The organism is Arenibacter sp. 6A1 (assembly GCF_012272855.1).
GTDB lineage: Bacteria > Bacteroidota > Bacteroidia > Flavobacteriales > Flavobacteriaceae > Arenibacter.
Map to the genome: position 1 here is coordinate 106,722 of NZ_JAAXCQ010000008.1, position 25,456 is coordinate 132,177.

Consider the following 25,456-nt stretch of genomic DNA (forward strand, 5'->3'; position numbering starts at 1 on the left):
ATGTGGATTTACATTTTTTAAAAAATATGATGCCTACCATTCATGCTACAATTAAAACCATAAAATTGAGCTTAATACAGTATGCCGTTTAAAGGTAACAATTATTAGGCCACGGATAGGAAGTGAGTAAAAGTTACCATAGGATTTTTGGTTGTTGCATATTTTTTTCAAGGAATGCCCGAGTTTTAATTTCTACCTCCAGGGCCTCACTTTTTATACTCTTACTGTCTTGCCTTTCTTTTTGGCTATCAGTACCAACTAGGTGTTAAGCCCTTGGATTTTTATCGCGGATGCGTTTGTAAATTTTAATCCCCAGCATTAATAACATCCCTAAAACGATTATCCCCACCACACCAAAAATCCAATTAAAGGCATTCTTTAAAATCACCAAGAACACCACGGAGAATAGGATTAGGGTAGCCCCTTCGTTCCATAATCGCATAAAATTAGAGGTATATTTTACCTCGTTTCGCTGTAGTTGATGAAATATTTGGTGGTTTTTAAGGTGATAGGCGATTAACAAGACCACAAAACCCAGTTTAACGTGCATCCAAGGCTGCTGTAGCCATGCAGGAAATATTAGGAGCAACCATATAGCAAAAACCGTTGCGAGGACCGCAGAGGGCCAGGTGATGATATACCAAAGGCGTTTGGCCATTAACTGCAACTGATCGGTAAGAATTTCCTTGTCCGGAGAAGGTTTCTCACTAGCTTCGATATGATAGATAAAAATACGGGGAATATAAAACAAACCCGCAAACCAGGTCACCACAAAAATGAGGTGTAGGGATTTTATGTAGTTATAGTAGTCGGACATGCTTATTTATAATGAAGCCTAAATGAGGTGTAAATATAGTAATATCCCATAAACATAGCCTGTAGCCTCGCTGTTTTATATCTCTTTTAGCATAGCAGTTTGTGCTTAGGGGTGAGCCCGTAAAAACCAAGACGGTAATAGAGGATCTTAAGGACAAATTAGGGTCGACTGTAACACATCCTAATGTTTACCATGCCTGGATCTCTTAGTTTGTAAGGCGATGAATTCTTTTCCCTAGGAAGCCATTGGTGCCAAGGGACGCGTTAGGGACCGCGGCGGCATCCCCGCGGCGAAGCAAGGGATATAGACAAGGGCCCGCCCGACGAAGGAGTGAACGCCCAAGCCACAATGATTATACCTATAAGTATTTTTAAATTTCCCTGTGTTAATTCGGATCAACTAAACATTTGATTTGTGGTAAAGGTTGATCAGGGCTCTTTTGTGGCCATCAGTTTTGTTCGCACTTCTTTCCTTAGAAAATAGCCTGTGACAATGGTAGCCAAGACATCGGCAATGGGGAAAGCGATCCACACCCCTACTTCACCCAGATAATTCGGTAAAATTAAAATGAGCGGTATAAAAAAGAATCCTTGTCTGGTCAGGGTCAATAATAGTGCCGGAACAGCTTTTCCTATTGCCTGAAAATAGGCCGCTCCGATTAATTGAAGTGCAATAATGGGCGTTGCGGCGAAAACCATGCGCATAGCCGAAGGCGTATGTTCTAAAACATAGGCATTGACTGCCAGTTCATGCTCCGATAAAGTTGGATTTTGGCTTAAAAACAGGGAGGCAATTTCTAGGGGAAAGATCATAAGACCAATAAACACCACCGTTGCCAAAACAGCGGCATAGAAAATAGCCGTATTGATAGATTCTCGTACCCTTTGGTATTTTTTAGCCCCGTAATTGAAGCCGGCTATGGGCAAAAAGCCTTGGGTAACACCAAAAACAGGGAACAGGGCAAACATCAACATCCTGGCTATAATGGCGTACACCGCAATGGAAGCTTCTCCTCCCAAAGTGAACAGGATATTGTTCATTAAAAGATAAATTAAACTGATCACGGCTTGCCGAGCCAAGGTAACAAATCCCAAGGATCCGATTTCCTTTAGGATGGGAATGTCCAATCCCAAATGGGTCCAATTTAATTTGAGTTCGGAGTTTTTAGAAAGAAAAAAATAGAGAACATAGGCCAAACACAGGACATACCCGATGGTCGTTGCCCAGGCTGCCCCTGCCATACCCCAATCGAACACATAGATAAAGAGGTAATCCATTACCAAATTCCCTACCGAGGGAATGATCATGGCAATCATGGCAAACTTTGGCTTTCCTTCTGCCCGTATCACCGTATTTCCCATCATGCAGAGCGCCAAAAACGGCACCCCGAAGAGGACGATGACATAATAGATTTTTGCCGGTTCAAAAATAGCCCCTTTTCCGCCAAAAGCCGGAATAAGGCTATCGACATAATAGAGCCCCAGGGCGACCATAATGGTGGTCACCAATAGGGTTAGGGTTATCTGATTCCCAAAAGTTTTTAAGGCCTTATTGGTGTTGTTGGCACCTAAGGCCCGCGAAATTATACTAGAACCTCCCACTCCTATGGCCATTCCCAATGCCCCTATAAAAAATGACACTGGCAAGACCACATTGATCGCTGCGATGGCAATGGAACCTATCCAATTGCCCACAAAAATAGAATCGACCAGCACGTTGAGCGACATCACCAAAATTCCTATCGAAGCAGGCACGGCCTGTTTAATAAGTAATTTTCCTATAGGCTCGTTGCCCAACTGTTCTGCCGACACCCTAGACATTAGGCGGGAAGGCTTTCGTTATCGTGCCAATCTTCGATCCATTTGGCCATAACGGCTACCCAATCGTCTCTGTCGTTCAAACATGGAATATGCTTGTAGTCTCCGCCACCGGCTTGCTGAAACTGCTCTTTTCCTTCCATGGCAATCTCCTCCAAAGTTTCTAAACAATCGGCAACAAAAGCCGGGGTAATCACAGCCAAACCTTTCTTTCCTTCTTTACCAAAACGTTCAAATTCAAAATCGGTAAACGGTTTCAACCAAGGGTCGTTGGGCAAACGGGACTGAAAAGAAATACTTATCTTATCGTCTGGCAAGCCTAAATAGGCCTTTACCTTCTCGGTCGTATCAAAACATTGGTGTCTATAGCAAGTGGTATGTGCCACCGAATTGGTCTGGCAACACTTGCCATCTATTTTACAATGAAATTTTGTTGGGTCCGATTTACGGATATGCCTTTCTGGAATACCGTGGTACGAAAACAAAATATGATCGTAATCGAAGTCTTTTAGCCCATCGGCGATACTCTCTGAAAGCACTTTTATATACTCATCGTTCTTATAAAAAGCAGGCAGGGTAGTTAGCTTAATATTTGGAAAATGCGCTGCTTGTACTTGCATGGCTTTTACCACCACGGTTTCGTACGAAGACATGGCATATTGTGGGTACAAAGGCACCAAAAGCACCTCGTCCACACCCTGATCAATAAGTTCCTGAAGGGCTTTTTTAATGGTCATGCTACCATATCGCATCCCCAAAGCCACTGGAATTTTGGTCTGTTTTTTTACTTTCTCAGTAAATCGTTCGGAAATAACCACCAAAGGTGAGCCTTCTTCCCACCAAATTTTTTGATAGGCTTCGGCAGATTTCTTAGGTCTGGTCTGTAAAATAATTCCACGAACGATAATGTTTCTCAACCAATTGGGCACATCAATCACTCGCTCATCCATTAAAAATTCGTCCAAATATGGCTTCACATCTTTAGCCGTGGGACTATCTGGTGACCCCAAATTTACCAACAAAACTCCTTTCATTTATCAGCTTTTTATATTTCTCAATTCTGACAAAAATAGCACTTGTAAGGGAACTTTGATTTAAAACGGCCAAATACTTTGGCAATAGCGGTATAGAGAATCCCTATTCCCCTTAAAAAGGCTGCTCCTTTACTTTCTAAGGTTAATTTTAGCCCCTTACTACCAACCGGATCCGCATCCCCGATATCCGTACCACCTCCTAGCTGTAAATCATTTAAACACTGTATATTTGACCCTAAAATCAAAAAAATGTTAATTATGCGGGAAGTTTTTATTTCTATGCTTATTTGCCGCATTTTTAATTCCTATTTTAGATCTTCTATGCGTTTTTGGTTTGGTTTTTTATTTATTTTAATGTCCTCTGGGCTCTTTGCCCAAGAGGAAAAGAGTCTGCTTTGGGAAATATCTGGTAACGGTCTGGAAAAAACTTCCTATCTGTACGGTACTATGCATGTCAGCAGTAAAATTGCTTTTAGGCTCGATGATATATTCTATGAAGCCCTAGCCAATAGCGAACTTATAGCCCTGGAATCGGACCCTGGTACTTGGCTGGAGGATCGTTCCAAAATAGCCCCTCCTACCCTGGGATATGGGAACGGATTTGTGAGCAAGGGTTTTTACACGCGCCCCTTTTCTATAAAAAACCCTAGCAGGGAACTTCTGGCTTCCTATTTGTCGTTTGATGACCGGATTGTCAATAGCATACTGTATCGAAGTAATGACAATTCGGAAAACTTCGAGGAGGAAACCTATTTGGATATGTTCATCTATCAGGCGGGTAAAAAATATGACAAGCCCATTATAGCCCTTGAAAACTTAGAGGAATCCTCGGCCTTGGTCAGCAGGGCCAATTTAAAGGCCATGAAACCCAAACCGGACGAATGGCTACAAAAAAAGATGCAGACCCAAGATGTACTGTCCCTTTTACAAGATGCCTACAGAGCGCGTAATTTAAACCTTATAGACTCTCTTGACCAGGCCATATATACCGACTACTATTTAAAAAACATGCTCTACAGCAGAAATAAAAATATGATTCGGTTGCTCGATTCTGTCATGCAAAAAGCCAAGGTCTTTGCAGGCATTGGAGCAGCACATTTACCCGGTAAAAATGGGGTCATCCAACTCCTAAGGGATAAAGGATACAACGTTCAACCACTGGTTTCCAAGGCTAGTCATCGAGGGAAGGCACTAAAAGATTCCCTGGAGCGAAAAATATTGGAGAATGAATATGTCCTCAGAAGTACCGATGATAATTTATTTAAGATAGCCCTTCCCAATAAATTATATCCTATTGCCGAAAACACCAATACTACCTATATCGCTCCCGATTTAGCCAATGGCAGTTATGTATTGGTGAACCGCATTCCTACGTATTCCTTTTTAAAAAAAGACCAGACCTACTCTTTAGAGTCCATCGACAAACTTTTATATGAGAACATTCCTGGCAAGATTTTAGAAAAAGTAGTCATTGACAAAGCTACTTATCCGGGATTGGACATTAAAAATCAATTGAAAAACGGTAACCATCAGCGCTACCAGATCTATTTGACTCCCTTGGAAATCGTGATTTTTAAAATGAGCGGAAGAGAAGAGTATGTCCTTCAGTACTCCGATACCATTTTCAATAGCATTGAGTTTAGGGGCATCGACAAATACCGAAAGGTATTATCTCCTGAAGCCGATGATTTTTCCGTTGAGATGCCTTCTGTCTATAGATTCCCAAATACGAAACGCAAGGGAAATCGCTATATTGAAGGTTATGATCCTGAAACCGCCTCCTACTTTTTTCTAAAAAAAGCTACACTGAACGATTTTAATTTCATCGAGTCAGATACCTTTGAACTGAAACAGATTCAGACTAGATTTTATGAAGATCTAGAATTGAACCCTACCTATCATAAACCGACAGAAAAAATCCTTCGGTCTTCGGCCAATTTTTACAAGAAAGATTCTAAAAAGTTGTACTTGCAAACCAGTATCAATGCCAATGAATATTTCCTTTTGGGCGTCCTTACCCAAGACAGCACCCAAGCCAACCGGTTTTTTAATTCCTTTACAACAAGACCGGCCAATTATACCGAACAGTTTAAAACAGTGCAGGATACGGCCATGTTCTTTAGTACCATAAGCCCTATACCTCCTCCAAAATTTGTAGAAAACAGTCAGCACTATCACCATAAGCACAGTAAACCAAAACCCTACAGTGCTTTTTCTAAAAAAACTATTTATCAACATAAAAATAATGAAGCTATTTTGGTAACGGTGAACAAATCGCACGATTTTTTAATGTTTCCCACTATTGATTCGGTATGGGCGTTACGAAAAAAAATATACGCACAAAATACTTTTAAAATCGAAAAAGAAACGCATCGTACCCTTAACGAGAACACCTATGAGCTTAACTTGGTGCTGACCGACACCGCAAGTTCTAGAGGCATAAAGGTTAAAAACATTGTAAAGGGAGGTTTGCTTTATGAGGTGAAGACGACCGTAGACACCCAAAGCACCCCTAGCCGTTTTATAAGAGAGTTTTACGACAACTTTACCCCTAGCGACACCCTAATAGGATGGTCGCTGTTACAAGATAAGACCGATGCTTTTTTTAAGGCGATAAGGCAAAACGATAGTATATTATACGATGGTTATCCGTTTATTAAATTCGATAAAAAAGATCAGGATTCTTTAAAATATTACATTTCGCAATTTTACTTGCCAGACAACCAAAAGTACTTGGAACCTTTTTTAATTGAAAAGCTGGCGCAACTAAAGGGTGTCGATGCCACCGATTTTTTTGAATCCTATTATGCCAAGTCATATAGCAATTCTATTGCGCAGACTAAAATTCTACAGGCCATTTCTAAAAAATCGGACGAAAAATCCCTTTCCTTATTATTGCGTCTGATGTCTACAGACCTACCATTGGTATCGAGCAAGCAAGAGATACACAATATCTTTCAACCCTATTTGGACAGTTTGCCTTTGGCTAAAAAATTGTTTCCGGAAATCTTGGATTACAGTGCTATTGAGGAATATAAATCGCCTATTTTTTCGCTCTTGGCCAAGCTAAAGACCAGGGGATTGATAAAACCAAAAAAGTACCAAAAGTACCGACACCAGATTTTGAACGATGCGAAAATTCAACTCAAACGACAATTAGGGATGGCCTTGGAACAAGGACCGGATACAGGAAATACGCCAAAACTGCATGACAACAGCTATGAAATATTAGAAAACTATGCCGTGTTGCTATATCCCTTTTTAAAGGAAACAGAAACCGCTTCCTTCTTTAACAGATTGCCTTTTATTAAGGACCCAAATATACAGAGCTCCTTTATAGCGTTAGTGGCAAAGAATGACGAAAAACTTGTACACAATCCAACTTTTATTCCAGATGGCCTTATCGAAAATTTGGCCAAAAACCCCAAAAACAGGTTATTGCTTTTTAACAAACTAAAAGCCATTGGAAAATTACACCTGCTCCCAGAGGCTTATCGAACCCAGGAAGCTATTGCCGAGGCCTTAATATTCCATCAGAACAATTTAACCGTTGGACAAGATTACAGTACTCTTCTTCTGAAAAAAAACTTGTGTTACCCATCCAAAGAATACACCGGCTATTATTTTAAAGTACGCGATAAGGACAACTACGATAACCCCCTATCCTTAAGCCTATTGGTGTTTAAAAATTCTAAAAACATAAGCGCCACTCCCCACTATTTTAACAATGGCTTCCCTATAGAGGATATTATCACGGAAAAACAACTTATAGAATTATCTACCGAACAGTATATTTTAAAGGACAGGCAGCGTGCCATGGTGCTAAAACCAGCTCAATTTGGCACTTATGTCCATTAAAACTTATGACTGTTAAAAACCAATAAAAATCTACAAATGAAACAATTGCAACGATTCTTTTTGATAGCCCTCCTTCCTTATGTAGGTTTTTGCCAGGACATTGTATGCTCCCTAGAAGACAAGAATGCCTTTGCCGCCAAAATTGAAGCGATTCAGGAACTTAAAGAAAATGAAATAGGCGCTGTGATGGTTGCCGTAGGCAAAACCTTTCTGGAGGCACCCTATGTTGCCAAAACCTTGGAAATAGGCGAAACAGAAGCCTTGGTCATAAATTTACAGGGCTTGGATTGCACCACCTTTGTAGAAAACGTGTTGACCTTTAGTTTGATGCTTCGAGAAGACAAAAAAGATTTTACGGACTTTGTCTCTCTTTTAGAAACCATTCGGTATAAAGACGGAAAACTAGATGGGTATACCTCTCGACTACACTATTTTTCAGAATGGATCGCCAACAATGCCAAAAAGGGGATCATAAAAGATATGACCGCTGAAATCGGCGGCCGATCCTTTACTAAGGAAATAGATTTTATGAGTACACACAGGGAGTTATATCCCTTTTTAAAAGATGCGGGAAACTATGAGAAAATAAAGGCCTCTGAAGCCTTTTTAAACCTAAAGCCTATTTGTGTACTACCTCAAGAAGATATTGAATCTCAAGAACATCTTATCCAGTCTGGAGATATCATTGCCCTGACCACTTCTATAAAGGGACTGGACATTACCCATACTGGAATTGCGACTAGGGAAGCCGATGGTAGGATACATTTATTACATGCCTCCACAGGTTCTAAAAAGGTAGAGGTCTCTACCTTACCATTGGCCGAATATCTTAAAAAGATTAAGCACAATACTGGAATTATGGTTGCTAGGGTGATACTTTAAAAATCCTTTTATATGCTCAAAAAAGGAACTAGGAGCAAACCGCCCTACTGAAATAAATTAAGTATTTCTCTCAACTGAAGTTCTTTGGTTTTAATTTTTCGATTTAAGAGAGACCTGAAAATGGTAATATGATCTTAGGGCATACAAAAGTCCAATTAGAAAAACTACATCCAAAAAAGGTTCCAAGGTAAAACTATAAGCGTTAAGATATGAGCTATAGGCTAATTTTAAAACTATGACAAAAATTCCTGTCCAAATGATGAATCTCGGATACTTTTTTAAAAGTAGGCCCAAACCTACGTAAATGGTTCCTGTAATAAAAGTAACCAAAGCTACATAGGACAAGGACTGTCTCATTATGGCTTCCAAGGCATTTTCTAGGGAAAAAATCCTGGAATACAAAAACATAGCCGTAGCGATCAATATATTAATCCCTGCAATAAGGAATAAAATAAGTCGTGCCAATTTTTGCCCTTTTGTTACCTCCTTGGTATTATTCCTTAACAAATGATCTTCCGACGATTCCGTCGTCTTTCTTTTAGGCTCTTCCATACGGTTATATTTTTAGATTGCCTCATTTTACAACAAGGCATTATACCTAGGTTTTCCTGGGAATAGGTATTCTTTGGGCCGCAACATTTATTGCTACCCCCTTACCAGCTACCACCGCCACCGCCTCCGAAGCCGCCTCCGGAAGAACCACCTCCAGAAGAACTACTGCTTTTGGGCGAGCTTACCATATTAGATTGAGCATTGCTCATAGCAGAGGAAAAAGATCTTGAAAACTGATGCATGCTCCCGTACTTCATGCCGCTAGACCTATACCAAGAAGGAGGCGGAATGTGGAGGGCATCGAATTTTTTGGTCCATTTTTTAAAGAGCCCAAAGGCCAAGGCATAGCTCATGGTTTTTTCGAAATATCCTGGATCGTCCTGAATCAACATTTTTAATTTAGGTCCTTCCGCAACCTTTACAAATCGTCTAAACCCTTTTAGTTCAGAAAATACCTGATTGCCCACGGCATTCTTTTTTACCATGTATTTATTGATAAAGATAAGAATGATACAACTGATAACTATGGCCACCATTGCCAAGGGCCCCCACATAAATAGGCCAATTGCCGCTAGCCCTATCCCTAGGACTACCAAACCAATATAGATAATGATCTGCACCTTTTTAGATTCGGCCACATAATAGGGTTGCGCTTTCTCCTTTAAACTTGCTTGGGCTGCGGTCATAGTGGTGTAAAACACATCTTTTAAACTGCTCATGGTTACTTCCGCCGGGGGAATAGTAGTAGCCTTGCCCGCCTGTCCATTTTCCATTGTATTGGCCGCCCTTGCTTCTTTGATAAATTCATCTTCGGCTATACTGAAGGCCTTTCCAAAAAGCCCGATAAACATTTTCTGTTCGTACGCAGGCCTATCGACAGGCAAAGGCTTCAATCGTATTAGCTTGGTATCCGATTTTCCAAACATCCCCTTTTTCGGAATTTCCTCCATCCTTATGTATCCGTGGGCTCCCCAATAGGGAATGAAAGAAATAAGATCGGAAACATCGCTTTTATCATCGATAAGGAAACCTGCCATAGCCGGATCCATATCTTTAGGTGGATAGTAAGAAGTGGCTGAAACCACCTGGTCATCCTTTCCAAATTTTAACCAAAGCCCATAAAATCCGGCTACTAAAAGCCCTATGAGAAATACCCAACCGTATTGATCCCAAAACGGCCATAGCGGCTTTTCTTCTGCGATGGATAAAGGCGGTAAATTTATTAGAACCGTAACACTCTGTCCTGGATAAGAAATAAATCCGGCCTTACTGCTCCCCGAAAATACGCCTGGCTCAAAATAGGTTTTAAACTCCGTACTTGGTTCTTCATTTCCTCTTTCCCCACTATAAACAAAGCAGTTTTCACTATTTAAGGCTATACTTGGGGGAGTGTGGATCTTATAATTAATTTGGCGGAAATTAGCATCCCAACCCTCGGGTTTTATGTTCCAATAAAACCGGATCTGAGAATCCTCGAACAAAAAAGCATTATGTACCCGATACCTGATTTCGTAATGCTGAGGGCCAATTAGGGTTACATCCTTATCCCCAATCTTTATTTCCATATCATCCGACAATTTCTGCACAAAATTAAAAGGGGCGTCGAATTTATAATTGGGCACCTCTATCTTTCGGATCTTGATCTTTCGCTCCTCTGCTATACTATCTTCTGTAATTATGTCGTATTTGGTCTGTATCCATCGGAAAATACCATGTTTGTCCACTTCAAAATTCACGTCGTAATTTTCGACCACATCAAAATACCCCTCTTCATGGATGGTGATGTTTACCGTATAATTATTCACCGTATACTCTTGGGAACTCTCAAAGACCTGACTAGGAAAATTAGCTGTTTCGGGCTCTTGGGAATACCCTAAGAAAAGGGAAAGCAAGCTAATAAAGCATAGAAGAATTTTCTGCATTTACCAATGTTTTTAGGGGGTTAACTATACAGGCAGTACGCCCATAAAGGGGATAGGGCCATGAATAAGGAATATAGTAGCTTGGGGAAAATGTTAGGAAAAATCTACTTTTACATTCTGCCTGCTTGCCTGATCGGCTTCAAAGAAGTCAAAATGTTGGTATTTGAACATTCCGGCAAACAAAACCCCAGGAAAGCTTTCGCCATAGGTATTGTTTTCCCTTACAGTACCATTGTAATAGCGACGGCTGCGTTCCAAGTTCTCCTCAATCTCATTTAGTTTACTTTGTAAATCCAAATAATTCGCATTGGCTTTTAAATCGGGATAAGCCTCTCCCAAGGCAAAAATGCTGCGTAAACTTTGTTGCAATTGGTTTTCGGCCTTTATTTGAGAGTTGATATCCCCTTTTGGCACTTGCATGGCCGCATTACGGGCATTGATAACGGCCTCGAGGGTAGATTTCTCGTGTTTTGCATATCCCTTGACGGTTTCAACAAGGTTGGGAATTAAATCGTAACGTCGTTTTAAGGCCACATCGATGTTACTCCAGCCATCGTTGACAAAATTTCGGTTTTTTGCAAAACGGTTGAATACACTGACAAGGAAAATTCCGACTATCGCAACAATTCCAAGGATGATTAACAAATTCGTCATAAGGAGAAGATTTTAAATTAATAGCATAAGAACACTTTACTAATTTAATGTTTTTTATCTCCTAAACACCAATAAATAAGCTAATTAATTACAATTTACCGACCAACAACCTTATTGCACACCCAGTATCAGGAGTGAATTATCCTTTGAAACAACCTATACGTCACCTTGCAAAACAAGAATTTTTTGACTGAATTGTATTTCGTAAAAAAGCATATAATGCTAGGAAATTTACTACATCTCATACCTGCTAGGGCATACCTATGACCGAAGAAGTATTATTCGTTCTTTAAAATTTCATTGACGGCAGCCTCGTAGTTTTTAGCATTCCCAGCCTTTTTTATCTTCTTATAGGTTTTGTGTGGATTGGAGAAAGATTGGGAGAAGTATTCCCAGAAGCCCAACATTTTCATTCGTATAGGGGTAGGTCCAGATAAGGATGCATCGTACTCCCTATAAATAGTCTCGTGAAATTCCGCGAATATCTTCCATCGGTCCTCAGGATAGGTCGTCGTATCATTTTTTATCATACTTGGCAGAAAAGGATCTGCTATGAGCCCCCTACCTATCATCCAATGGTCTATAGACGGAAAACGTGCTTGCATTTCTCTAAATTTTGCCACGGAAGTAATATCACCATTATAGTATAGCTTTTGCTCTGTATGGGCCATACAACGTTCAAAAGCATCCAAATCTACCCCTCCCTTGTACAGCTGCTTACCGGTGCGGGCATGTATGGCAATATTTTTTATAGGATATTTGGCCAAGATGGGAAATACATCGAGTATTTCTTCACTGGTCTCATACCCCATACGCATTTTCATGGACACGACCACATCGTTCTCGGAATGTGCCCGATCTAAAATATGGTCTATTTTTGCCGGATTACAGATCAGCCCAGATCCCATTCCTTGTTTGGTAACCATAGGGTACGGACATCCTAAATTCCAGTTGAGTTCCTTGTACCCCAACTCTTGTATGTACTTCACGACAAACAAAAATTCGTCAGCATCGTTGGTCATTACTTGTGGAATAAGGTGTAAGGAAGTATTATTCTCTGGCTGCAGATCGCGTTTGTAAGATGATTTTATAACCAACTTCCCATTTAATCTGATATATGGAGCATAAAAGGTGTCTATTCCACCAAAATAATGGTGAAAAGCATTCCGGAACCGGAAGTCTGTAAATCCCTGTAAAGGAGATGATAAAAGTGTAACCGACATATTATTTTTTGGAGGTGCAAAGATAGGTTAAAATCCTACTGCACGGCAGCAACAAAAAATAGATAATAGGTTAAAATACCCTTACCACGAGTAAAAATAGGCCCGAGATACATTTTGAAAGTAAATTACGCCTCTCCCATCAAAGCTTTATCCTATAAGCATTGGTGTCTCTTTTTTCGAAACCTAATTTTTGATAGAGTTTATTGGCAGCAATTCGTGTGGGGCTAGACGTGAGGTCTATTTGAGAAACCCCTCTACTAGAGGCAAAATCTATGGCGTGTTGGGTAAGCTGTTTGGCAATGCCCTTGCCCCTCATATTTTCATCGACCACGACATCCTCGATCCATACCTTTATTCCCGTTGGAATCCTATAAAACACCAAGGTTAAGGCTCCTACAACCTCCTTTTCCTTTGCTAGGAACAAAACGGTATTTTCTGATTGTACAATTTCTTCCAAGTCTTCTTTAGAAGGCAGCTTACAACTTGGACAAAGTTGGGGAATGAGTTGGCCAAAGGCCGTTACTATATCTTCGGTAATTTCCGTAGCTCGAAATATTTCCATGGGTTGCGCGTATACATTTTTGTATAAAACTACAGCTTTACCCCCTATATCCCTATTCCTAGCCACAAAAACAATTAAAACGCCCCTGATCCGGGGCGTTTATTTTTTTCCTTTCCCTAAGCTTACCAAAGAAAAAAAGGGACAGGAAAATATAGTTGTTATGGCATAAACACCTCGTACTGTCCTTCTAGTTTAAGGATTACCGTAACATCGTGATTGTTATCATTCTTAAAATACCAACCTTGTTTGCCTTCAAAAGGAGCCGTAAAAGTTCCTGCCATATTGTTCGTATTTACAATGGTATAACTTTCATAGAATACTTCTGCAGGCGGATTCGCCTCCTTTACTTCTCCGTGAAAGTCCGTATAGAGAATGCTGTTGTCCACGGTAGACCATTCGTACTTGGTGCTGCCATATTTTAGCATATTCACCTTGTATTCTATCCCTTTTCTCGCCGGAACTACAATTTCGAGCGTATTGCGCTGCAGGGCAAACTGGGTTTCGGGTGTGGGGTTATTGGCCTCCATTGGTTTTACAATTTCCGCTGGGGACCCCAAATCGTCTATGGTAATCTTTTCGGTCGTCGCCGGGACTACAGGCATAGGCATGGCGGCGGCTATCTCGTCGTCCTGAACATAAATATTACTGATGCCAAATAGCTTGCCTGTCCCTAGTGGGTCAATACCATATTCTGCCGGCAAAACCGTGGTTACTAAAACAAGACCTCCTATAACAAAGGCCAAAATACTGGCTTTAATCAATTGTTTCTTATCCATTACCGCTAGGGTGTTTTTCGCTGTTTCCATTGTGTATTATGCTGTAAAATATCCTGTTAATTGAAATCCTAAAAGTAAAAATCCTGCTGCCATAAGTAGTGTATTGGTCAGTACGGAAAAACGGTAATAGCTATCGTATCTTCTCCATATCCCAAACAGTAAGAGCACAAGGCCCAAGGCTAAAAACTGTCCAATTTCTACCCCTAGGTTAAAACCTAAGAGATTGACAAAGAGTCCTTCCCTATCAAAATTAAACTCCTGTAGTTTCGTTGCCAATCCAAATCCGTGGAAAAGCCCAAAAATTAAAACCGCATATACCGTATTGGGCTGTACCCCAAAAAATTGCTTAAATCCGCCTAGGTTATCAAAGCCCTTATAAACAATAGACAAGGCTATCACAGCGTCTATCAAGTAGGCGTTTAAGTTAATTTCGCCCATAACCCCAAACAATAAGGTAGCACTATGGCCTAGGGTAAACATACTTACATAGAGAAATATATCCCTGGTTCGGTAAAGGAAGAAAATTACCCCTACCAAAAAAAGCAAATGGTCGTAACCGGTAATCATATGCTTCGCACCTATGTACAAAAAGGGGCCAAAGGCAATGCCCTTTATACCCATTAAAAAAGATTGTGTTTCATCGTCTACCCCATGGGCAGAGGCCGTAGCCGAAAACAAAAAGAGTACCGCAAAAAGGATGGGTACCAAAATCCGTTTAAACTTCATAATAATTAATTTTTCACAAACACAAGGCCTTTCTATATCCCTGAAAAACTTTTTTGATCAGCGATGATAGTATCCTCGATGTTGACATTAAAACCGGCGCAATGTAGAAATTAAAAGAAGGTTTTATTCTTATAATTATGTGAAAATTACAGCTTTGTTTCAATAAAAAATACCGCTGAAACTTCCTATTAGGAAACTTCAGCGGTAGTGTAGATACATATAATGTGCTCAGAAATATTCTATAGCCTTATCGTCTTAGGCCATAATTTATGCCGCCTAGCAAATGGGCCCTAAAATCGGGGTCGTCAAAAGCTTCTTCGGTATGCCCCAAACCAGTATAAAAGGAACGGCCGCCGTCAAACTCGTGGTACCAGGCAATAGGATGGTACTCTCCATTTTCGCCACCTTCGTAACTAGTTTCGTCTAACATCATTAGCACCTTAAGGTCCGGATTTATGTTCTTAAAATTATACCATTCATCAAAATGCAACCAATTGTCATTTAAATGCGCCGTAGACGGATGGGTTTTATCTACCACCTGTATAGTGGCATGTTGCTGTTTAGGGTGACTTACAAAATAGGCACCAACCAATTTCCCGTACCAAGGCCAATCGTATTCGGTATCAGCAGCAGCATGGATCCCCATAAAACTACCGCCGCCCTGAATATATCGTTCAAAGGCTTTTTGTTCTGCATCGCCCAAAACATCCATGGTAGTGTTGAGAAAAACTACCAATTTATATTTTTTTAAATTCGGAAGGTTAAATTGCAAGGAATCTGCCGTCTGGGTTACCTTAAAATTATTTTCGAGCCCTAGTTCTACAAGAGTGGCTATCCCTTTTTCTATAGAACCGTGCCTAAATCCGGCCGTTTTCGTAAAAACCAACACCTGCGGAGCAGACAACCTAGGTAGGTTTAATGGTGGAGAAGTGTGTAAATTAGGGTTGAGGACTACCTGCTGTTCTATTTTGGTGCTGCCGCACCCAATAAACATGGCAGCCGCTATTAAAAAAGTCAAATTCCTGAATAGACGTCTCATAAGTTCGTTATTATATAGTGAATGTTAAATATCGGAATTTTGAGACTATTTTCGTGTCACCAGCCCCTTTAATTACAGTAGTTTATAGGAAAAACCGCTATAATTCGATTTTCTGTAACATATTAACGATGATAGGGAAAGATATCAGATCACCATAGCGTTCGTTTGCTTTTATCAAAATAAAGCCCCTTTGTCTTATAGAGGCAACTTTCACGCCCCTCTAAGATTATACAAATCAACACCTTAACTATTCGCCAAGGACATTAAATATTTTTTAGGGGTCGTCCCATACTTCTTTTTAAAGGCCGAAATAAAGTGACTTGCGGTACTATATCCCACCTTTAACCCAACCTCATTGACATTGTGCTTTCCAGATTCCAGCATTTTACGAGCGTATTCCATCTTATAATCAAATAAAAAACTGAAGACCGAATCGCCGTATATTTGTTTAAACCCCTCTTTTAATTTTTTAAGGCTCAGGCCAATTTCTTCGGACAGTTCCAATAAGGTCGGAGGTTCGGTCATTCTAGAAATCATAATTTCTTTGGCCTTTCGGATACGCTTTACGTTATCCTCATCGACCAAGAAAGGACATTGTTCCACATCGGCGTCTTCGCTCTTGTTAAAATAAAGAGAAATAAGCTCGTATACCTTTCCTTTAATATACAGTTCTTTAATAGAGCGATGCAAATTGTAATTCATCATCTGGCTCAGGATAACGGCTATGGCAGGTGAAACCCTTTCTTGTGCATAATACTTCTTGTCCTTGTTATCGGCACTTAAAAATGGGATATAATCGGCCTCCTTAGAAAATAAGGAATGAAATTTTCTGATGGTCATTACAATAGATACCAACCAAGACTTTGGCTGTAACACCAAATTTAAGGGTAAATCTACCTCCGTATTATACAGGAGTAGGCTGTTCTCTTCGGTTACCTCCAAGGCATAACGCCCCTCGTTAAAGACAAATTTAGCACTCCCCTTTAAACAAAAATGAAACTGGATAAAGGAGCTGTCAATATCTCTCGTAACCTTCTGACTATCAATACTATCGTTCTGTATTTTTAGCACATAAAATCCGTCTTCAATATACACCTCTTCAAAAGAACCTTTAGCGACATTTTCTGCTTCCATTTTGCCAATTTATAAATTCAAACTATTTAGAACTGTTCTAAATTAAGACCCAAGCAAGTACTCGGACCACTGCTAAATTAGCCCATTTTAGGGACTTCAGCCCTAAATTATCGTTAAAAAACCACAAACGATACTAATTGTTCTTCTAGCGTTACTTTTATCCAAACGATGCCATTATTTTTGTGCTTGCTCTGAAGAGTTTTTATGAAACATTATAATTTATCCAAACACAGTTCGTTCTATACCATAGGCCTTAATTACAAAAAGGCCGACGCGGAGGTAAGAGGCAAATTTAGTTTAGACGAAAATGCCATGAACCAACTTCTAGAACAAGCCAAAATTATAGGCTTAGATGGTCTATTGGTAACCTCTACTTGTAATAGAACAGAACTACACGGTTTTGCCCAGCATCCCTTTCAGCTTATAAAATTGTTATGTGACAATACCCTTGGTTCTATTGAGGAATTTCAAGATGTTGCCTACGTATACAAAAACAACGAAGCCATCAACCACCTATTTAGGATGGGTACCGGCCTGGATAGTCAAATTTTGGGCGATTTTGAAATCATCAGTCAATTAAAGCAGAGTTTTTATCGCTCTAAAAAACAAGAATTGACCAATCATTTCATAGAGCGCCTGTGCAATTCTGTCATCCAAGCCAGTAAGCGTATCAAAAATGAGACTGAAATTTCTTCGGGAGCTACCTCGGTAGCTTTTGCCTCTGTGCAGTACATCACCAAAAACGTTCCGGATATTTCCGATAAGAATATCTTATTGTTCGGGACTGGTAAAATTGGAAGAAACACTTGCGAAAACCTAATTAAACACACCAAAAATTCCCATATCACCCTTATTAACCGTACCAAGGACAAGGCCGAGAAAATTGCGGGCAAGTTTAATTTGGTGGTTAAAAATTACGGGGACCTACAGGCCGAAATCCGAAATACGGATGTTCTGATTGTAGCTACCGGAGCACATTCGCCTACCATTTCCAAGGAACTCATACACACCAAAAAACCGTTGTTGATCCTTGACCTCTCCATTCCCAAAAATGTGTCTGATGATGTCACGGAACTAGAGAATGTTAGCTTGGTACATTTAGACCATCTTTCGCAAATGACAGATGACACCTTGGAACGCAGAAAACAATTCGTGCCCCATGCAGAGGTCATCATAGACGAGGTAAAAGAAGAATTCATCAAGTGGTTGGAAACCAGAAAATTTGCCCCTATCATCAAGGCTTTAAAGAAAAAATTAAAGACGATGAAAGACGAGGAGCTCGATTTCCAGAGTAAAAAACTTTCAGATTTTAACGCAGATCATGCCGATATCATCACAGACCGCATCATCCAAAAAATCACGAAACAGTTCGCCAATCATTTAAAAGATAACGAAGTAGATTCCGATACCAGTTTAGACCTCATACAAAGAGTTTTTCAACTAGAACCAGAATCTAAATGAGTAAAACAATAAGAATTGGCACCAGAGATAGCCAACTGGCCCTTTGGCAAGCCACTACCGTACAACAACAACTAGAGGCTTTAGGATATAAAACAGAGATCGTTTCGGTAAAATCTACCGGGGATTTGTTATTGGACAAACCGCTGTACGAACTCGGTATCACTGGAATTTTTACCAAAACCCTCGATGTTGCCATGATCAACGGCCAGGTCGATATTGCGGTACATTCTATGAAGGACGTACCCACCTTATTGCCCAAGGGCATTGTACAAACCGCCGTATTGCCACGTGCCAATACCCGCGACATTTTAGTGTACAAGGAGCTCGATTTTTTAAACGGTACGGGCACTATAGCTTCTGGAAGCCTTAGAAGAAAAGCACAATGGCTTAACAAATACCCAACCCATTCCGTAGAAGATATCCGCGGCAACGTAAACACCCGCTTGCAAAAATTACAGGACAACTCCTGGAATGCGGCCATTTTTGCCAAAGCAGGCCTAGAGCGTATTAACGTACTGCCAGAAAAATATATTGAACTAGACTGGATGGTTCCTGCCCCTGCGCAAGGTGCCATGGTAGTTGTTTGCATGCAAAACGATCCCTTTTCGCAAGAAGCCGTTGCCAAACTAAACCATCACCCTACAGCGATATGTACCCATGTAGAACGTCAATTTTTACAGGTATTGGAAGGTGGCTGTACTGCCCCTATAGGAGCCTTGGCCATCATAGACAAAGACCAACTTTCCTTTGAAGGATTGTTGCTTTCCCTAGACGGCAAACAAAAATTAGAAATCAAAAAAACGATTCCCGTTTCCGAATACCAAGACTTAGGAAAGTCACTGGCCCTAGAAATTTTACAAAACGGGGGAAAAGCTTTAATGGCCGATATAAAAACTAATTTAGCCCAAGAAAAGGCCTAACCTCAGCACCAATTTTTTCACCTATGTCTATGTCTGTACTATCTACCAAAAAGCTTAGTGCATCCCAAAAGGAATTGCTTGGCCACGCCCAATTATCGGTGGTGGATTACGACGCCATTACCATAAGCTTCAAGGATTTTACCATAGACCAACAGTACCCCAACTTAATATTTACCAGTCAAAATACGGTAAACGCCTATCTGGGGCAACGCGCCCTATCCTCCCCCACCAACCATGCCTTACCAAAGGCCTTTTGTGTAGGAGAAAAAACCAAGGCATTGCTAGAAGAACACGGTTTTGAAGTGGTAGAAATGACCCATTATGGCAAAGAACTGGCCCAAAAATTGGTAGAGAAGTACAAGACCGAGTCCTTTCTGTTTTTATGTGGCAATAAACGAAGGCACGAGATTCCAACTGCTTTGGCCCAGCACCATATTAATTTTAAAGAAGTACAACTCTATAACAATACCCCAAATCCGGTAGCGTTTAAGGACAATTTTAAGGCCGTATTATTCTTTAGTCCAAGCGGGGTAGAGAGTTTTACCGCCGCCAATGCCATCAAAGAAAGTATTGCTATTTGTATTGGGACTACCACGGCAGAAGAAGTAAAAAAGCACAGCAACAATATTGTTATTGCCGCCAAACCCACCCTGGAAAGTGTTTTGGAAAAGGCCATTGAAACCCTAACAGCCAAAAGAATTAATTAATGGATTCCTGCTACGGCAGGACTTACAGCACTTTAGTATGAGTATAAAAAACGACTTATTTTTAAGAGCCTTAAAAGGAGAAACAGTAGAGCGCCCACCAGTATGGATGATGCGCCAAGCGGGGCGTTACTTGCCCGAATTTATGGCTATTCGCGATAAATACGATTTCTTCACCCGTTGCAGAACTCCGGAATTAGCCAGTGAAATTACCGTACAACCTATTCGCCGTTACGGCATGGATGCGGCCATTCTCTTCAGCGATATTCTAGTGATCCCGCAAGCCATGAACATAGAAGTGCAAATGAAGCCCAATTTTGGACCTTATTTGCCTAATCCGGTACGCGATCAAAAAGGTGTGGACGAGGTTATCGTTCCCGATGTTAACGTAGAGCTCGACTATGTGATGCAAGCCATTAAGGCCACCAAGGAACTCCTAAACGACGACATTCCATTAATCGGTTTTGCCGGTTCGCCATGGACCATCCTTTGTTATGTAGTGCAGGGCCAGGGTAGTAAAACCTTCGACAAAGCCAAGGAATTTTGCTTTACCAACCCTATTGCCGCTCACCAATTATTGCAAAAAATCACCGATACCACCATTGCCTATCTTAAAGCAAAGGTAAAAGCCGGGGTCAATGCCGTTCAGGTATTCGATTCTTGGGGCGGTATGCTTTCCCCGACCGATTATCAGGAATTTTCCTTTCAGTACATCCAACAAATCGTTGATGCCCTTAAAGACGAGGCTCCGGTAATCGTATTTGGAAAAGGATGCTGGTTTGCCTTGGGCGACATGGCCAAATCTGGTGCCGCGGCCCTTGGGGTAGACTGGACCTGCTCGGCCAGAAATGCCAGGTACCTCTCTGGAGGAAATATTACCCTGCAAGGGAATTTTGATCCGGTAAGATTGTTGTCGCCACCGGCAGAAATCAAGAAAATGGTTACCCAAATGATCAATGAATTTGGTAAGGACAAGTATGTGGTCAACCTAGGGCACGGCATTTTGCCACATGTCCCTCTAGACCACGCCAAGGCCTTCATAGATGCGGTAAAAGAATATAAACAGTAGTATTTGGGCGTCACCCTTTTTCCGCTTTTCAGCGGCAAAAGGGTCGCGCTTTCCGTTTTATCTTTTATTTTTATCTTTTACTTGCCTAAGGGCAAGATAAAAATAAAAGGATGTCTCTTCAATCGCTTACGCAAAATGGCTAGTATGCTTAAACATATATTAGGAGGTATAAAAGCTTATTCGGGTACTTTTCGTCTCATTGCTACCCTAAGACTCTGGAAGTATTTTTGGATTCCAATTATCATTAGCCTACTCACAGCAGCACTCATCATCACAGCTGCCTATTCCCTATCAGATGCTATAGGCCTTTTTATTTCCCAAGCTTGGGTCTGGGAATGGGGAAAGGAAACCTTTACGGTCATCAGCGAAATTTTAGGAGGCCTACTCATCCTACTATTGGGGTTTATCCTTTACAAACATATCGTCATGGCACTATCGGCACCTTTTATGAGTCCGGTATCCGAAAAAATAGAGGAACATCTCCTTGGAAAAAGCAACCACAACCATAGAAAAACGTCCTTTATGGAACAACTTTGGCGGGGAATCCGAATCAACCTTCGGAACTTAAGTATGGAACTTTTACTGACCCTTCCAATTTTGCTATTGGGACTTATTCCCGTCATAGGAGTGGTAGCTACCCTACTTTTATTTGCAGTGCAGGCGTATTATGCCGGCTTTGGAAATATGGATTATACCTTAGAACGTCATTTAAAATATAAGGACAGCCTTCTCTTTGTCAGAAAAAACAAAGGAACAGCCATAGGCAACGGTATCGTTTTTATGCTTTTTCTGTTTATCCCCGTCCTAGGCGTTATTTTGGTGTTGCCCCTATCGGTCACCGCAGCGGCCGTTAAAACGGTAGAATTATTAGAAGCAGAAAATAAGATCGCAAGGGTCCCCAATTAATTTCGATGGCGCAATTATAGACCATCACATCCAAGAAGAAAACTAAAGGAACGTCTGTAAAAAGAGGGTTCCAAGAAAAATATACTATGAAAGATAAATTTTACGAATACATTCTAAAATTACAAGACACCATCACGGCCAAGTTAGAAGCGGTAGACGGAAAGGCAACTTTTAAAGAAGACCTTTGGCAACGTCCCGAAGGTGGTGGCGGTCGCTCTAGGGTTATAGAGAACGGGGCCGTTTTTGAAAAAGGAGGAGTCAATATTTCAGCCGTGCACGGGGCACTGCCAGAAAGCATGCAGAATTATTTCGGGGTTCAAGATGCCGATTTTTTTGCCTGTGGCCTTAGCCTGGTCATCCACCCAAAAAACCCTATGGTACCTACCGTACATGCCAATTGGCGCTATTTTGAAATGTACGACAAGGACGGGAAATTGGTAGACCAATGGTTTGGCGGCGGACAAGACCTTACCCCCTATTACCTCTTCGATGAAGATGCCCAACACTTTCACGAGGTGTGTAAAAATGCCTGCGATAAGCACAACCCTAGCTTCTATGCTACCTACAAAGAAAAATGCGATGCCTATTTTTGGAATACCCATAGAAATGAAGCCCGTGGAGTAGGCGGACTTTTTTATGACTATTGCAAGGCTACGGATACCATGTCTATGGAAGATTGGTATGCTTTTGAAACCGAAGTAGGGAATAGTTTTTTAGAAGCCTATGTTCCCATTGTAGAAAGGAGAAAAGACCTACCTTATACTCCGGAACAACGCCATTGGCAAGAAATACGCCGTGGCCGGTATGTAGAATTTAACCTGGTACACGATAAAGGTACCTTGTTTGGCCTAAAAACAAATGGCCGTATAGAAAGTATTCTGATGAGTCTACCCCCACATGTACAGTGGGTATACGACCATCATCCGGAAAAAGACAGCGAAGAAGAACGCCTGCTAAAAGTACTGGCACAGCCTAAAGAATGGGCTAAAACCTCCTAAAAAATAATTATGGGTAAGAAGGGGAAAGAAAAAAACACGCTCAACAAGGCAAAACACACCAAGTTGATGAACCGAAAGAAAAACAAGCTCAAAAAGGAAATTGAAACCCGAAAGGAGCGCCTAAAGGAAATTGTCACCAAACATTTGGAACAGCAAAAAGCCCAAGAAAAAGAAAACGATAATAAATAGCTCTATTGCCTCTCATTGAGGTATGGCTGCCTAAAACCCATGTTATGAACTGTCCTTGTGGAACCCAAAAAACGTATTCCGAATGCTGTGAACCGGCGCATAAAAACATTTCATCGGTTACCACTGCCGAACAGTTAATGCGCTCTAGGTACACCGCCTTTGTCATGGCCAACGGCGATTATCTCATGGAAAGCCACCATAGCAGTACCCGCCCTACTTCGGAAAAAGACGCTATTGTAAGCTGGGCAAAATCGGTCAGCTGGATTCGATTAGAGGCTTTAGAAACTACCAAGGGCGGCCCTAGCGATACGGAAGGCACCGTATCATTTAACGCCCTGTTTCTTGAAAATGGCGAAGTAGACGTCATCCGCGAAAAATCGGCCTTTGTAAAAGAAAATGGCCATTGGACCTATGTGGGATATGCAACATAAAAGACGAAATCCTCTTAGTCGACACCCTCTTATTTTAAAACATTTTTAACCTTTCATCGGTAGGAGTTAAGTTTCATGTACACTTAGTTCCCTTATCTTTGAAGCACTAAAACTCAGACTATGTACCCTTTAAAAAGAAACAGAAGACTCCGTACCAATGAAGCCATTAGGTCTTTGGTGCGCGAAACCATCATAAGCCCTAACGATTTTTTAGTTCCCCTTTTTGTAGTGGAAGGCAAAGGCGTAAAAGAAGAAATTGCTTCTATGCCCAATTATTTCCGCTACAGTCTAGATCTATTAGAAAAAGAGGTCAAAGAACTATGGTCCCTAGGGTTAAAATCGGTACTGTTGTTTGTAAAAGTTCCCGATAACTTAAAAGACAATAAGGGTACAGAAGCCGTTAATCCCAAAGGGCTTATGCAACGAGCCATACAAACGGTGAAAAATGCCTGCCCAGAAATGTTGGTGATGACCGATGTGGCCTTGGACCCTTATTCTTCCTATGGTCATGACGGCATTGTAGAAGACGGCGAGATCGTTAACGACGATTCTGTAGAGGTTTTGACCGCTATGAGTGTGAGCCATGCCGAAGCCGGAGCCGATTTTGTAGCTCCAAGCGATATGATGGATGGTAGAATCCTTGGTATCCGTGAAGCCTTTGAAGACGAAGGTTTTGTAAACATGGGTATTATGAGCTACAGTGCAAAATACGCCTCTGCATTCTACGGCCCTTTCCGGGATGCCTTGGATTCTGCTCCAGGATTTGGTGATAAAAAGACCTATCAGATGGATTACGCCAACAGATTTGAAGCCCTTAAAGAAACAGAAATGGATATCGATGAAGGTGCCGATATTGTGATGGTAAAACCAGGACTTTGTTATTTGGACATCGTCAGGGAGATAAAAAATGAAGTTGATGTGCCGGTAGCTGTTTATCAGGTATCTGGTGAATACGCCATGGTAAAGGCAGCTGCAGAAAAAGGATGGTTAGACCACGATGCGGTAATGATGGAACAATTGGTTGCTATGAAAAGAGCCGGCGCCAATATTATCGCCAGCTATTTTGCTAAAGATGCCGCAAAATTATTGGGTTAAGATCCAACATAAAGCAGCACTCCTAAAGAGTGTATTGGGCAGCTTAAACAAGCCTTGTGACTAAGAACAACAAGGCTCGTTTAAGCTGTTTTTTCATAATAAAACTAACAAACATGAAGCTTCTCCTTCCCTTTTGTATTTTTTTCCTATCCCTTTCCCTTAAGGCTCAAGACCAAGTAATACCCACTTTTTTGGAAAAATGGGAAAATTCCAAAACCTATTTATTAAAGATTGCTCAAGCCATGCCATTAGAGCAATACGATTATAAACCTACACCGCGCGCAATGAGTTTTAAGGAACAGTTGCAACATATTCAGCAAAATATGGACTGGCTCCGTAGCAGCTATCTACAACAAAGCGAACAAAAAGTAAAAAAATCATCTCCAGAAAATGAAAAAGAACAACTTATAGCGGAGCTTTCCAATGCCTTTGATGCGCTTTCCATCGCCCTTGGCGAAATCCCTACTTCCGAATTAGCCACAAAGGTTGATTTCTTTGCCGGGGAGAAAACCAAGCTCCAAATTTTAAACCTGTTACAGGACCATGTGACCCATCATCGGGGCCAACTGATCGTTTACTTAAACCTCAACCAAATAACCCCGCCCAAATATATAGGATGGTAATTCCTGAGATAAATAGATAACTACAGTGAAATGGATTTTTGTGCTACAAGCCTATAGGAAAAAA

At 41.0% G+C, this 25,456-nt stretch carries 24 protein-coding genes; 12 read left to right on the forward strand and 12 right to left on the reverse strand.

Translation table 11 applies throughout. The features are described 5' to 3' along the window. Positions 1-265 precede the first annotated feature (265 nt). From HCG49_RS09165 to hemH, 3 genes are all read right to left on the reverse strand, one after another. On the reverse strand, positions 266-817 hold the full coding sequence (locus tag HCG49_RS09165; protein WP_168469231.1) for a CopD family protein: 552 nt from the start codon (positions 815-817) through the stop codon (positions 266-268). Between the two features lie 428 nt (positions 818-1,245). Continuing rightward, entirely contained in the window at positions 1,246-2,637 is a 1,392-nt protein-coding gene (locus HCG49_RS09170) for an MATE family efflux transporter (protein ID WP_168469232.1), read from the reverse strand. Continuing rightward, positions 2,637-3,668 carry a ferrochelatase gene (gene hemH, locus HCG49_RS09175; protein ID WP_168469233.1) on the reverse strand — a complete coding sequence of 344 codons (1,032 nt, stop codon included), beginning with the start codon at positions 3,666-3,668 and terminating at the stop codon, positions 2,637-2,639. Before hemH ends, HCG49_RS09170 begins: the two co-directional genes overlap by 1 nt. 258 nt (positions 3,669-3,926) lie before the next feature. Between hemH and HCG49_RS09180 the strand changes: the two genes are divergently transcribed. Continuing rightward, positions 3,927-7,526, forward strand: coding sequence for a TraB/GumN family protein (locus tag HCG49_RS09180; protein ID WP_240938666.1), 3,600 nt, complete (start codon positions 3,927-3,929; stop codon positions 7,524-7,526). A gap of 36 nt (positions 7,527-7,562) precedes the next feature. Further along, positions 7,563-8,408, forward strand: coding sequence for an N-acetylmuramoyl-L-alanine amidase-like domain-containing protein (locus HCG49_RS09185; RefSeq protein ID WP_168469234.1), 846 nt, complete (start codon positions 7,563-7,565; stop codon positions 8,406-8,408). A 90-nt stretch (positions 8,409-8,498) separates the two neighbouring features. Here HCG49_RS09185 and HCG49_RS09190 read toward each other — a convergent pair whose 3' ends face one another. The 9 genes from HCG49_RS09190 to HCG49_RS09230 form a co-directional block, all read right to left on the reverse strand. After that, positions 8,499-8,960, reverse strand: coding sequence for a hypothetical protein (locus HCG49_RS09190; RefSeq protein ID WP_168469235.1), 462 nt, complete (start codon positions 8,958-8,960; stop codon positions 8,499-8,501). A 101-nt stretch (positions 8,961-9,061) separates the two neighbouring features. Further along, positions 9,062-10,882 (reverse strand): DUF2207 domain-containing protein, encoded by a 1,821-nt coding sequence (locus HCG49_RS09195; RefSeq protein ID WP_168469236.1) that lies wholly within the window; start codon positions 10,880-10,882, stop codon positions 9,062-9,064. 93 nt (positions 10,883-10,975) lie between these two features. Further along, entirely contained in the window at positions 10,976-11,536 is a 561-nt protein-coding gene (locus HCG49_RS09200; RefSeq protein ID WP_168469237.1) for a LemA family protein, read from the reverse strand. A gap of 278 nt (positions 11,537-11,814) precedes the next feature. Further along, positions 11,815-12,759 (reverse strand): tRNA dihydrouridine synthase, encoded by a 945-nt coding sequence (locus HCG49_RS09205; RefSeq protein WP_168469238.1) that lies wholly within the window; start codon positions 12,757-12,759, stop codon positions 11,815-11,817. 139 nt (positions 12,760-12,898) lie between these two features. Then, a complete protein-coding gene (locus HCG49_RS09210) occupies positions 12,899-13,321 on the reverse strand; it encodes a GNAT family N-acetyltransferase (RefSeq protein ID WP_168469239.1) in 423 nt (140 codons plus the stop codon). 158 nt (positions 13,322-13,479) lie between these two features. Next, entirely contained in the window at positions 13,480-14,127 is a 648-nt protein-coding gene (locus tag HCG49_RS09215; protein WP_168469240.1) for a hypothetical protein, read from the reverse strand. 6 nt (positions 14,128-14,133) lie between these two features. Beyond that, a complete protein-coding gene (locus HCG49_RS09220) occupies positions 14,134-14,823 on the reverse strand; it encodes a HupE/UreJ family protein (protein WP_168469241.1) in 690 nt (229 codons plus the stop codon). 247 nt (positions 14,824-15,070) lie between these two features. Next, entirely contained in the window at positions 15,071-15,862 is a 792-nt protein-coding gene (locus HCG49_RS09225; RefSeq protein ID WP_168469242.1) for a ThuA domain-containing protein, read from the reverse strand. A 243-nt stretch (positions 15,863-16,105) separates the two neighbouring features. Next, the gene (locus tag HCG49_RS09230; RefSeq protein ID WP_168469243.1) at positions 16,106-16,996 is read right to left on the reverse strand and encodes a helix-turn-helix transcriptional regulator; all 891 of its coding nucleotides are present in this window, start codon (positions 16,994-16,996) and stop codon (positions 16,106-16,108) included. 204 nt (positions 16,997-17,200) lie between these two features. Between HCG49_RS09230 and hemA the strand changes: the two genes are divergently transcribed. From hemA to HCG49_RS09280, 10 genes are all read left to right on the forward strand, one after another. Next, positions 17,201-18,457, forward strand: coding sequence for a glutamyl-tRNA reductase (gene hemA / locus HCG49_RS09235; RefSeq protein WP_168469244.1), 1,257 nt, complete (start codon positions 17,201-17,203; stop codon positions 18,455-18,457). Continuing rightward, positions 18,454-19,377 carry a hydroxymethylbilane synthase gene (gene hemC, locus HCG49_RS09240; protein WP_168469245.1) on the forward strand — a complete coding sequence of 308 codons (924 nt, stop codon included), beginning with the start codon at positions 18,454-18,456 and terminating at the stop codon, positions 19,375-19,377. Before hemA ends, hemC begins: the two co-directional genes overlap by 4 nt. A gap of 29 nt (positions 19,378-19,406) precedes the next feature. Further along, complete coding sequence (locus HCG49_RS09245) at positions 19,407-20,084, forward strand: uroporphyrinogen-III synthase (RefSeq protein ID WP_168469246.1); 678 nt, start codon at positions 19,407-19,409, stop codon at positions 20,082-20,084. 37 nt (positions 20,085-20,121) lie between these two features. Further along, complete coding sequence (hemE, locus tag HCG49_RS09250) at positions 20,122-21,150, forward strand: uroporphyrinogen decarboxylase (RefSeq protein WP_168469247.1); 1,029 nt, start codon at positions 20,122-20,124, stop codon at positions 21,148-21,150. Positions 21,151-21,294: 144 nt separating this feature from the next. Next, the gene (locus tag HCG49_RS09255; protein ID WP_168469248.1) at positions 21,295-22,056 is read left to right on the forward strand and encodes an EI24 domain-containing protein; all 762 of its coding nucleotides are present in this window, start codon (positions 21,295-21,297) and stop codon (positions 22,054-22,056) included. Between the two features lie 86 nt (positions 22,057-22,142). Continuing rightward, on the forward strand, positions 22,143-23,054 hold the full coding sequence (hemF, locus tag HCG49_RS09260) for an oxygen-dependent coproporphyrinogen oxidase (RefSeq protein ID WP_168469249.1): 912 nt from the start codon (positions 22,143-22,145) through the stop codon (positions 23,052-23,054). A 9-nt stretch (positions 23,055-23,063) separates the two neighbouring features. Beyond that, on the forward strand, positions 23,064-23,243 hold the full coding sequence (locus HCG49_RS09265) for a hypothetical protein (protein WP_168469250.1): 180 nt from the start codon (positions 23,064-23,066) through the stop codon (positions 23,241-23,243). 44 nt (positions 23,244-23,287) lie between these two features. Then, complete coding sequence (locus tag HCG49_RS09270) at positions 23,288-23,674, forward strand: YchJ family protein (RefSeq protein ID WP_168469251.1); 387 nt, start codon at positions 23,288-23,290, stop codon at positions 23,672-23,674. A 120-nt stretch (positions 23,675-23,794) separates the two neighbouring features. After that, a complete protein-coding gene (gene hemB / locus HCG49_RS09275; protein WP_168469252.1) occupies positions 23,795-24,769 on the forward strand; it encodes a porphobilinogen synthase in 975 nt (324 codons plus the stop codon). Between the two features lie 113 nt (positions 24,770-24,882). Then, positions 24,883-25,392 (forward strand): DinB family protein, encoded by a 510-nt coding sequence (locus HCG49_RS09280; RefSeq protein ID WP_168469253.1) that lies wholly within the window; start codon positions 24,883-24,885, stop codon positions 25,390-25,392. Positions 25,393-25,456 lie beyond the last annotated feature (64 nt).

Bases quoted from the DNA above. Each gene is read 5' to 3' on its own strand.
- HCG49_RS09185 (WP_168469234.1), top strand. From the start codon at position 7,563: ATGAAACAATTGCAACGATTCTTTTTGATAGCCCTCCTTCCTTATGTA.
- hemB (WP_168469252.1), top strand. From the start codon at position 23,795: ATGTACCCTTTAAAAAGAAACAGAAGACTCCGTACCAATGAAGCCATT.
- HCG49_RS09170 (WP_168469232.1), bottom strand. From the start codon at position 2,637: ATGTCTAGGGTGTCGGCAGAACAGTTGGGCAACGAGCCTATAGGAAAA.
- hemF (WP_168469249.1), top strand. From the start codon at position 22,143: ATGAAAGATAAATTTTACGAATACATTCTAAAATTACAAGACACCATC.
- HCG49_RS09190 (WP_168469235.1), bottom strand. From the start codon at position 8,960: ATGGAAGAGCCTAAAAGAAAGACGACGGAATCGTCGGAAGATCATTTG.
- HCG49_RS09265 (WP_168469250.1), top strand. From the start codon at position 23,064: ATGGGTAAGAAGGGGAAAGAAAAAAACACGCTCAACAAGGCAAAACAC.
- HCG49_RS09220 (WP_168469241.1), bottom strand. From the start codon at position 14,823: ATGAAGTTTAAACGGATTTTGGTACCCATCCTTTTTGCGGTACTCTTT.
- HCG49_RS09195 (WP_168469236.1), bottom strand. From the start codon at position 10,882: ATGCAGAAAATTCTTCTATGCTTTATTAGCTTGCTTTCCCTTTTCTTA.
- HCG49_RS09215 (WP_168469240.1), bottom strand. From the start codon at position 14,127: ATGGAAACAGCGAAAAACACCCTAGCGGTAATGGATAAGAAACAATTG.
- HCG49_RS09165 (WP_168469231.1), bottom strand. From the start codon at position 817: ATGTCCGACTACTATAACTACATAAAATCCCTACACCTCATTTTTGTG.
- HCG49_RS09280 (WP_168469253.1), top strand. From the start codon at position 24,883: ATGAAGCTTCTCCTTCCCTTTTGTATTTTTTTCCTATCCCTTTCCCTT.
- HCG49_RS09210 (WP_168469239.1), bottom strand. From the start codon at position 13,321: ATGGAAATATTTCGAGCTACGGAAATTACCGAAGATATAGTAACGGCC.
- hemA (WP_168469244.1), top strand. From the start codon at position 17,201: ATGAAACATTATAATTTATCCAAACACAGTTCGTTCTATACCATAGGC.
- HCG49_RS09205 (WP_168469238.1), bottom strand. From the start codon at position 12,759: ATGTCGGTTACACTTTTATCATCTCCTTTACAGGGATTTACAGACTTC.
- hemC (WP_168469245.1), top strand. From the start codon at position 18,454: ATGAGTAAAACAATAAGAATTGGCACCAGAGATAGCCAACTGGCCCTT.
- HCG49_RS09230 (WP_168469243.1), bottom strand. From the start codon at position 16,996: ATGGAAGCAGAAAATGTCGCTAAAGGTTCTTTTGAAGAGGTGTATATT.
- hemH (WP_168469233.1), bottom strand. From the start codon at position 3,668: ATGAAAGGAGTTTTGTTGGTAAATTTGGGGTCACCAGATAGTCCCACG.
- HCG49_RS09245 (WP_168469246.1), top strand. From the start codon at position 19,407: ATGTCTGTACTATCTACCAAAAAGCTTAGTGCATCCCAAAAGGAATTG.
- HCG49_RS09270 (WP_168469251.1), top strand. From the start codon at position 23,288: ATGAACTGTCCTTGTGGAACCCAAAAAACGTATTCCGAATGCTGTGAA.
- HCG49_RS09180 (WP_240938666.1), top strand. From the start codon at position 3,927: ATGCGGGAAGTTTTTATTTCTATGCTTATTTGCCGCATTTTTAATTCC.
- hemE (WP_168469247.1), top strand. From the start codon at position 20,122: ATGAGTATAAAAAACGACTTATTTTTAAGAGCCTTAAAAGGAGAAACA.
- HCG49_RS09225 (WP_168469242.1), bottom strand. From the start codon at position 15,862: ATGAGACGTCTATTCAGGAATTTGACTTTTTTAATAGCGGCTGCCATG.
- HCG49_RS09200 (WP_168469237.1), bottom strand. From the start codon at position 11,536: ATGACGAATTTGTTAATCATCCTTGGAATTGTTGCGATAGTCGGAATT.
- HCG49_RS09255 (WP_168469248.1), top strand. From the start codon at position 21,295: ATGCTTAAACATATATTAGGAGGTATAAAAGCTTATTCGGGTACTTTT.